The 9400-nt window shown below is 32.4% G+C and carries 10 protein-coding genes; 2 read left to right on the forward strand and 8 right to left on the reverse strand.

From position 1 onward, the window contains the following. Nucleotides 1–56: 56 nt before the first annotated feature. From T1L09_RS06970 to T1L09_RS06980, 3 genes are all read right to left on the reverse strand, one after another. Entirely contained in the window at nucleotides 57–2267 is a 2211-nt protein-coding gene (locus tag T1L09_RS06970) for a heavy metal translocating P-type ATPase (protein ID WP_322550235.1), read from the reverse strand. A 207-nt stretch (nucleotides 2268–2474) separates the two neighbouring features. Beyond that, a complete protein-coding gene (locus tag T1L09_RS06975; protein WP_322550236.1) occupies nucleotides 2475–3614 on the reverse strand; it encodes a T9SS type A sorting domain-containing protein in 1140 nt (379 codons plus the stop codon). Nucleotides 3615–4031: 417 nt separating this feature from the next. Next, nucleotides 4032–4784 (reverse strand): amidohydrolase family protein, encoded by a 753-nt coding sequence (locus tag T1L09_RS06980; RefSeq protein ID WP_322550237.1) that lies wholly within the window; start codon nucleotides 4782–4784, stop codon nucleotides 4032–4034. Nucleotides 4785–5033: 249 nt separating this feature from the next. Between T1L09_RS06980 and T1L09_RS06985 the strand changes: the two genes are divergently transcribed. Continuing rightward, nucleotides 5034–5525, forward strand: a complete 492-nt coding sequence (locus T1L09_RS06985; RefSeq protein ID WP_322550238.1) for a hypothetical protein — start codon at nucleotides 5034–5036, stop codon at nucleotides 5523–5525. Nucleotides 5526–5618: 93 nt separating this feature from the next. Here T1L09_RS06985 and T1L09_RS06990 read toward each other — a convergent pair whose 3' ends face one another. From T1L09_RS06990 to T1L09_RS07005, 4 genes are all read right to left on the reverse strand, one after another. After that, nucleotides 5619–6035 (reverse strand): DUF2141 domain-containing protein, encoded by a 417-nt coding sequence (locus T1L09_RS06990; RefSeq protein ID WP_322550239.1) that lies wholly within the window; start codon nucleotides 6033–6035, stop codon nucleotides 5619–5621. Between the two features lie 10 nt (nucleotides 6036–6045). Further along, nucleotides 6046–7053: an NAD-dependent epimerase/dehydratase family protein gene (locus T1L09_RS06995; RefSeq protein ID WP_322550240.1), complete on the reverse strand. Its 1008-nt coding sequence runs from the start codon at nucleotides 7051–7053 to the stop codon at nucleotides 6046–6048. A gap of 223 nt (nucleotides 7054–7276) precedes the next feature. Next, entirely contained in the window at nucleotides 7277–7621 is a 345-nt protein-coding gene (locus T1L09_RS07000; RefSeq protein WP_322550241.1) for a hypothetical protein, read from the reverse strand. Between the two features lie 110 nt (nucleotides 7622–7731). Next, the gene (locus tag T1L09_RS07005; protein ID WP_322550242.1) at nucleotides 7732–8178 is read right to left on the reverse strand and encodes an META domain-containing protein; all 447 of its coding nucleotides are present in this window, start codon (nucleotides 8176–8178) and stop codon (nucleotides 7732–7734) included. 402 nt (nucleotides 8179–8580) lie between these two features. On the opposite strand from T1L09_RS07005, the gene T1L09_RS07010 reads away from it, so the two are divergent. After that, nucleotides 8581–8961, forward strand: coding sequence for a sigma factor (locus T1L09_RS07010; RefSeq protein WP_322550243.1), 381 nt, complete (start codon nucleotides 8581–8583; stop codon nucleotides 8959–8961). Between the two features lie 28 nt (nucleotides 8962–8989). Here the strand turns inward: T1L09_RS07010 and T1L09_RS13815 are convergent. Beyond that, the coding region (locus T1L09_RS13815; protein ID WP_422718468.1) for an integrase core domain-containing protein at nucleotides 8990–9400 on the reverse strand (411 nt) is incomplete at its 5' end.

The following is a 9400-nucleotide window of genomic DNA, read 5'->3' on the forward strand; positions in this document are numbered from 1 at the left end:
CTATAAAAACATTAAAGTTGATATAGAAATTAGCGCATTAATTGAAACGAATTTGGCTATTTATTATAACGCAATAACCTCAATGCATTCAATACTACAAGAAGTGTAGAACCTTCATGAAACACTACTGCTGGCCCGATTGCGATGGATCCCATAATAGTCAAAGGAACTAAAACAGCCACCATTCCCAAACTGATGATTAGGTTTTGTTTGATGATGCTTTTTGCTTTCCTACTCAAACCGATTGCAAACGGTAAGTTGTCTAATTTATCTGCCATTAAAGCAATATCTGCAGTTTCTAAAGCTACATCAGAACCAGCGGCTCCCATTGCAATTCCTACGGTGCTTTTTGCCATTGCTGGCGCGTCATTTACTCCATCTCCAACCATCGCAACGCCACCTTCTTGTGCTATTAATTGTTCAATTGCTTTTACTTTATCTTCTGGAAGCAAACTTCCCATTGGATCTGTAATTCCTAAATCTTTGGCAATAGCATCGGCTACTTTTTGATGGTCGCCTGTTAGCATAATCATCCGCTTGATTCCCATTTTTTTCAAAGCGGCAAGCGTTGCAACAGCTTCTGGTCGTGCGATATCCATTGCTGCAATAATTCCTAAATACTTATCTTCTTGATGTACAATCATGGCTGTGTGACCGCCAGATTCTAGTACCATCATTTTAATATCAATTTCGTCAGGAACTGGTTTTCCGGTCATTTCTTCAAAAAGTCTTCGGTTGCCAATATGTACCAAACTTCCGTTATAAGTGGCTTGAATTCCCCTGGCAGTTAAAGCTTTTAAATTTTCAGCTTTTGGAATTTCAATAGTGCCTAATTCTTTTCTGCCGCCTGCAACGATAGATGCTGCTAAAGGATGATCGCTTAAAGCCTCTACCGAAACGGCTACTGTTAGTAAATGTTCTCTAGTAGTTGTTCCAAATGGAGTGGCATCGGTTAGCGTAGGTTTTCCTTGTGTTAAAGTACCTGTTTTATCAAAAGCAATGGCAGTAATTCCGCCTAAATCTTCTAAAGGTCGTCCGCCTTTTATTAAAACTCCTTGACGTGCGGCTCGTGCAATTCCAGCCAAGACAGCACTTGGTGTTGAAATAGCTAAGGCACAAGGTGAAGCTGCAATTAATACCGACATGGCTCTGTAAAAACTCTGTTGGAAGGTTTCATCTCTTACGACAAAAGCAAATAATAAAAGAATTACTACAATTAAAACCGAAGGCACATAATATTTTTCAAACTTATCTGTCAGGTGCTGTGTGGGTGATTTTTGAGTTTCGGCTTCCTTTACTAAATAAATTAAGCGCGCTAATGTACTGTCTTTTGCTTCTTTTAATACTTTAATTTCTAAAGCGCCATTACCATTTATTGTACCAGCAAATACACGATGTTCGGGTGCTAATTTTTTAATATCTAATTCGTTCTTCCAGTTTGGGTGTGGAAGTTTTGTAACGGGCATGCTTTCCCCAGTTATGGATGCTTGATTGACCGGACTTGTTCCGTTAATAACCACACCATCAGCGGCTATGTTTGAATTGGGTCTGACTGCAATAATATCGCCTATTTTTAATACATCAATAGCCACTTCTTTTAGCTCGTCATTTATTTTTAGTAGGGCAACAGGAGGCGCTAAATCGGAGAGTGCAGCAATAGATTTTCTTGCGCGTTTCATGGCATAATGTTCCAAAGCATGGCCTAAACTAAAGAGGAAAAGTAACAAAGCACTTTCTTCCCATTTGCCTAAAATAGCCGCACCAATCGCTGCAAACAACATTAAGAAATCAATTTCAAACCTTCCGTGCATCAAGTCTTTAGCCGAACTGATGAAAGTGAAAAAACCTCCAAAAAAAGCACCGATGATGAATAGGGTAAGTGGTGTTATTTCAGGAACGGATGTAAAGGAGAAAATTAATCCGGCTAACCAAAATAGGCCACTAATTATCGCGAAATAAAGTTCGGCATTTCCTCCTAAAAAAGGTATATTTATGTGCGCATGTGCATGTCCGTTAGGTGCATTATCTGCATGATTATCTGAATGGGAATGCATTTTTTCAAAGTTCGTATTTAAACCTAACTTTTTTAAACTCTCGCCAATTTCAGATTCATTTGTTAGCGCGTCATCCCATTCTAGTTGCATCATTCCTGAGGCCGAAATCGAGACATACTGAATTCCTTTTTTTTTGCTTAAAATTTGTTCAATTCTTCTAGTATCACGAGTTTTTTGATTTCTTCCTAATTCTATTTGACGTTTGATTATCATTGATTTATGAAACTTTAAGTTAGGGGAGTAGTTGCTAGTTTACGCTATTATAAGCAGTGTTTCTATTGACAAATATAGTACAATAAATTAACCTAAAAGTTTCAATAGTGTTGTTTTATTTCTAAGGTTTTTTAGCGCTTCAGATGTATAAAATTAAATGCCGATATTCCCTATGTTATAAGTATCAAAACAGCTGTAATGAGTTTCTTAATTAATGCCTTTTATAAATTTGAGTGGTTTCAAAGAACTGTTTTGAAAACGAATAAAATACAATCCAGTAGGTAATTCTGAAATATTAATTGTTTTATTTCTAAGGGATTCTTTTTTAACTAAAGCGCCTAATGAATTGTAAATCAGCACATCTTCAATTGTGTTTTCTTTTGTATCAAGCGTAATATAATTTGCCGCTGGATTTGGATAGATTGTGATTTTTTGATTTTCTAAAACATCATTTGATAAACTAGATGTTACGCCTGACCATGCACTTAAATCGGTAACCGTTTGCCAAGCAACTTGTTGCATAATTAAAGCTTGTGCTGTGGTTGGTAAATTGGTATAAGGAGTTCCCCATTGGTCAGAAATGCTTGAAGTTAATCCAACAGGTGATTGTCTATAAATTGTAGCATACATAACACATGCGACAAAATAATTACCTGCATTTGTTAAATGAATATCATCTGAAAACAAACTGAATACATTAGACATTCCTGGAAGATTTCCTGCATTAATTTGATTGGTTAAGTTGTAAAATGCTTGTCCCGCTGGAACCATCCAAATTTCGTTATCAGTAGGATTTTGGTCGCGAACATGGCTAACAATTCCTGACCAAAGCGGAAAATCAAGTAAAAGCCGCGGTTGCCATAAAGTATTGCTGTTTTCAGAATCATCATAGGCACAACCCGTTGGGAACTCAGTTTGCGGAATTCCAGAATTTTTACAATGCCAGGTTTCGTATATATAAAAGCGTATTGGTTCGCCATTGTTATTGTTTTTTGCATAATTATAAAAATTATTAGCAGCAAGAAACGAATTACTCCAAGTGAGATGGTTTTGTAAAGGAACCGCTTCGGTGATAACTAAGGTATTGAAATTACCACCTGGAAATGCCGATTGATATGACATTCCGGATGCTGTGGCATGATGTTCCCAATTATAGGACATCGTCGCTCCATTAATTAACTGTTTGTTATAATGAGTTGTTAATCCAGCATCTACAGCTAAAGCTTGAACCATAGCTGGTAAGTCTTCGTTTACAAGACTATGGCCTATGTAAAAAGGATTCCGTACTTGCGCAAAAACAGTAAAACATCCGAATAAAGCCATTGCAATGAGTGAGTATTTCTTCATTGTTTTCTAAATTAAAATTCTACTTATTTGAATTTGAACCGCTTATGATTTAGATTTTCCCAATCAAAAGTGATTTTCAAGAATAAATGTATTAATTATTTTTAACATTTTATCCTATCTTAAGGTATAAATTTTAAATTAAATGTTGGTTCAACTAAAATTGCTTGGCGTATTTGTTTTTAATAGGGTGTTTTTTAATTGCCTTATTTCCAATAGTTTTGAAAAAATAATAGCATTGCAGCTGCTAGAAGCACTTTTCAAAAATGAAACTCACGTGTAAAACCGGAAATATTCTTTAAAAACGAAGTCAGTATTCAAACTACAAAAATGGCGATAACAACTTTACAATTTTTTCCCACAAATGGATGTGTTTTTTTCTATTAAGCCAAGCGATTTCATCAATTTTTTCCGATCCTTTTAATTTGAAACGTAATAATCTTGCGTAGTATCAAAAAATTCAGCTTGTTTTGCATCTAATTTTTCCATCATCAAACGAACAAATGGATACATTGCTGTTTCTTGTACCAATCCTGTTGGATCACTTGAGTTAGGAAAACGATCAATATTTCCGCCATCTGGACTTTTTTTACTGGCTGAAACTTCTAATTTTTCTAAACCTAATGAATTTGCAACACCCATATGGCCACTTGTATGTTGCAAATACACGGGATTGTTAGGTAAAACTTTATCAATATCTTTTTTTGTTGGATGCCGTTTTTCGGTTAATTGGCCATCATCATAACCCCAACCAAAAATCCATTCACCATCGGGAATATTGTTTTTTTCCTTGTAATCCTTCAAATTTTGAAGAATATCGTCGATATTTTTGATTTTTCCGACCGGTTCTGGATTCAAATCTACTTGACCCATTGTGTTGGAAACCATTCCAAAATGACTGTGTGGATCAATAAAGCTAGGTACTAATGTCTTACCTTTTAAGTCTATTTTTGTCGAATTTTTAAACTGCGATTCTGCTTCGGTTTTACTTCCGACAAATACAATTTTACCATTTTGTGTTACAACGGTTTCTACATATTTTGGAGTATCTTCTTCCATAGTAAGAATATCACCATTATAGAATAGTTCAGAACTTTCATTTGAAATATTTTTACTATTCTCTTTACAACTGAAGAAAGACAGAAGTACAAAAGCATATATAATTTTTCTCATTTTTTTGTTTTTCTATAATTTAATGATTTTAACAATATAAAAATATACCAATGTGCTTTTTATAACCAATTTAAGATAAATTCAACCAGTGAAAACTGACAAATCATTTTACTTTCTTACTAATATAGAAGTAGCTAAAAAGAAATTATTATCCTAAGTATAAGATAGGATAATAATTTCTTTTTTAAAACCTTAATTTTTAACTTACTATAAAATCATTATATTTGAATTCTTATTAAAAAAATTGAAATGAAAAAATTACTTATTACCACATTATTAGTTTCGTTAGTAGCAGTTTCTTGTAAAAAAGAGGAAGCAGAACCTGAAATAACAACAGAAACCACTACTGAATCAAACATTATAATTCCAGTAGGACCTGCTGAAACTGCTCCTTCCGTGCAAGAAGTGCAAACAACAGAATCAAATATGATGATGCAAAATTCAAATGCAACTGCTATAAATCCAGCGCATGGGCAACCTGGGCATCGTTGTGAAATTCCAGTTGGAGCGCCACTAAACTCTGCACCCAAAGCTGCTAATGTTTCAAATCCAACGCCAACGCCAACGCCAACGCCAACAAATATTCCAGTTAATGCACCTCAAATAGGTACTACTAATTCTACTGGTTCAGTAAATGCAACTGCTAACCAAGTTACTCCTCCTGGAATGAATCCACCTCATGGTCAAGCAGGACATACTTGTTCCGTAGCTGTTGGGGCGCCTTTACCTAAAACAAATTAAATTTTATAAAACTAAAAAGTCCTAACTTTTATGTTAGGACTTTTTAGTTTTATACTGATTTTATGGTGATTGTAGACTTATTTCATTTAACACCTAATTAATCATTTTAATGTTCAATGTTTTGTTTTCTAACAATTCAAATTTACAATCTTTAAATTTTGGTGGACCGAATTTTGGTTTGAAGTTGTTTGAGAAGGCATAAGCTTCCTTAGGAATTCCCATAAAATTGCGGTTGCATTCGTTATCGGAATTTTCATCGTGATACATTGTAATAGCATATTCACCTTTAGGTAAATCATTAATATTGATGAATGCTGTGTTTTTATCAACTTTTATTTTATATTTTTTGATTGCAAAACCATCTTTGAGAAAGTTTTTATCTTGATTAAAAACACCAATTATTATTTCTCCTTGCATTTTTTCAATGTTCGAAATTTTAAGTGTGAGTTGCGGATTTTCAACAGAAAATAAACCCGAAATAAATGTGATGTAAAGGAAGATGCTGTTCATAATATTTTTTTTAATTAAAATAGTGATTCATTTGTGCCATATCTTTATCATTATATGCTTGATATGGTTCTGATTTTTTTAATAAAAACCATTTGATAGGCGTTTTAAAAACTGAAGTTATGAATTTTCGAAAAGAAGAAACTTTATCGGCTTCCATCTTGAAATAATCGTTTATGGAATCTTTCCTGAAATTTACAATTTTTTCTAAAGCATCTCCATCTGCATAATAACCACAATGGAAATTTTTATCAGCAAAAGCGTGTTTTGGAAAATTTAATTTCCCTAAGCCGAAAATTGTAAAAGAGCGTTGTAAAAACTCTTCATAACTGGCTCGACATTTTTCGCCGCCGCCCAAATTGAATATTCGTTTGGATAGTTCACTTTGCTTTTCAATTCCATTTACAAAAGCTCTAGCAGTATCTCTTGGTGTTGCAATTTCTAAAGATGTATCTAAAGGTTGGTGAAACATCAGTTTTGATATTTTATGATTTCCCATTATAGCTGCTAATCTGAAAATTGTGTAATCTAACTTACTTTTCTGAATATAATCTTCCGCAGCTATTTTTGTCGTTGCATAATAATCGCCTTCACTTGGTAGTAAAGCGTCTCCCACTTTTATAAATGGATTTAAAATGCGATCGCCATAAACAGAAATACTTGAACTATACATTAGAAATGCATTTGGTGAATATTTTTCTAATTGATTTACCAAGTTTTGAGTTCCAATTAAATTTACTTTCTTAGCTAATTCCGGAAAATCATCTGCAACGGGCGGAATTATCGCTGCTAAATGAATAACGTAATCAATGTCTTTGATGGTTTCTAAATCTTTTGCAACTGAAATATCACCAAAAATCAAATTCACTTGATCTTTATAAGGTTGTAATTTTAAACTTGATTGTTTCGTCTCTTTGTCGAATATAGTTACATTATAAATGTTTTTATCAATAAGTTGCAATAAAGCTTCAAAACCAACAGTTCCTGATGCTCCAGTAAGTAAAATGTTTTTCTTTGTCATAATTTTATAGTAGGTATAGAAAAGTAAGCAAAACAAATGCCGAATGTCACTTTTTTCTTAAATTTAACTTAGATTTATCAGTTTTGAATTTTTATATTTATTAGAAAAATTAATAAGTATTATTCTGGCAGCGTACATTCCTTTAATGTCAAATAGTTGATGATTGCCGAAATAATTCCCGCGATTATGCCGATAATTAGAAGTGCAGTTAGCAAAGAAATATTTACTGTTCCCATATTTTTTGCCATAAAACGGATAGCGACGTAATTACTCCAAAAGTGAAGAATCCGTGTTTAATTGTAAGCCAAAAGACTTTAGGGAAAAATGGAACTTTCTTTTCTTTAATAGTAAAATAAGCTACCACCGTTAGCAAAACCGATAGAGAAATTGCTAGAGAAACCGCTGTACCTAAAACGGTCGGAATATTATTCGTTATAGCATCAACAGAAATTGGAATGACAGCTAAATCTTTTAAGAAAAAATATTGAATTCCCCCGTTAATGATTGCGTTAAGAATTCCAGTAGTTAAAGCTCCTTTTAGTAACTTTTGTTTGTTGTTTAATTGCATATACTTTTATTTATAATAAAAAAACATCTGATTTATGAGTATAAATCAGATGTTTATGGTTATAAATATACTATTTTTTAAGTTTAAATTAAAGAGCATTCTAAAATTGTTTATTTCATATAAACTGCTTCAAAAACCGCTAGTGGAGCTCTTCTTCCTACGTTTAATGATAAAACATCGTTAACGATCGTATAGTTATCGGCTAATTCAAATACTTCTAAAAAGTCAGCTTCATTTACCGCTACATCAGGACACGCCATCATTGTTATTGCCATATTTTTAAAGCGAATTCTATTTCCTTCTTCAATAGTATATTCACCGCTAAATGAATTACAACCTGCAAAACCAGTTACTTTATTTCCTTCTGTTCGCAATGTAAAAAAGATTTCGCGTTCTTGATTTTTCGCCATTGTAATCGTTTTACCTTCCAATGTAATCAGTTTAAAATATTTTTCAGTGATTGAATTATCTTTCGTTTCAGTTGTAGTATTTTTGGTTGAATTACAACTCGTAATTACCATTGCAATTAATGCAAAAAATGCTGTTTTAGTCTTCATATTTTTTTATGATGCAAATTTAGCCTTACTTCTTAATATTTGAGTCTGGTTAAACAACTTTATAAATAAATTAACATTCATAATTTAGCTACTTTACTAATAATTTATGGCCAAAAAGTAAGTTTTTAATTTTTCTAACAAATGAATTCAATTATGTGTTTTTAGTAGTTTTTTAAGCTATCAATCCGATTTTAAACTTTCAATATTTTTACAGATTTATTTTTCATTTAGCCTGATTTTCATTCAATTCTACGGAAATTTACGTTATTTAAACTTCAGTAGGAACTATAATTTAAATGAAGTGATTTATTAGCATAAAAAAACTTTTTTAGGATGCCAATTTTGTACCGTTAAATAATTTATCTTTGATTATTAAAACTACCCTTTTTCTAAATTAGTTTGATGTCAAAAACGCAAATAAATACTGATTCAACTAAAATAAATACTGCCATCGATGTGAAGGCATTTGAGGAAATATATCAAAAATATGCTTCCAGAATGCTTACTTATGCTTTACAGATTTTAAAAGAAAAAGAAGTATGTGAAGACATTATCCAAAATATATTTATTGACTTTTGGTCCAAAAGAGAAACAAATACGATCGAAAATTTAGAAGGTTATTTGTTTAGAGCTGTAAAATTTCAAATTTTTAAATATTTTAGAGACACTAAATTTTCAGACGAAGACTTAACACGTTTGAATTTGGTTGAAGTATCGGTTTCTGCGTCAAAAGTTCTGGAATACCAAGATTTAGAATTGGCTATCTGTACGTCTTCAAACTAAATTGGACTTTTGCTAAGAGAGTATTTAGTTAATAATTCAAAGATAAAAGATTTTTTTGATTTGTTGTTAATTTTGATTTTTGGTACTCATTTCTTCGGTTTAAAATTGTAATTTTCTTTAGTTTTTCTCTTTCTTTTAAAATCAATTCACCTCTCCCAAAATAGACATCTGCAGGAGTTAAGTTGTTTAATGATTCATGATAGCGTTCATTGTTATACCCATATACAAATTTTTCTAAAGCAGCTTCTAATTCTTCTGGAGCGAAGTAATTATCAAGTTTCACAACATTTTTCATGGTTCTGTGATAGCGTTCAATTTTTCCTTGTGTTTGCGGATGATTGGGTCTGCCATGCACTTGTTGCATTTGATAATTGTCTTTTAAATATGATTTTAATTCGCTTGCAATGTAACATGAACCATTGTCAGACAAGAGTTTTGG

This window comes from Flavobacterium psychraquaticum (genome assembly GCF_034497725.1).
GTDB classification, from domain to species: Bacteria; Bacteroidota; Bacteroidia; order Flavobacteriales; family Flavobacteriaceae; genus Flavobacterium; species Flavobacterium psychraquaticum.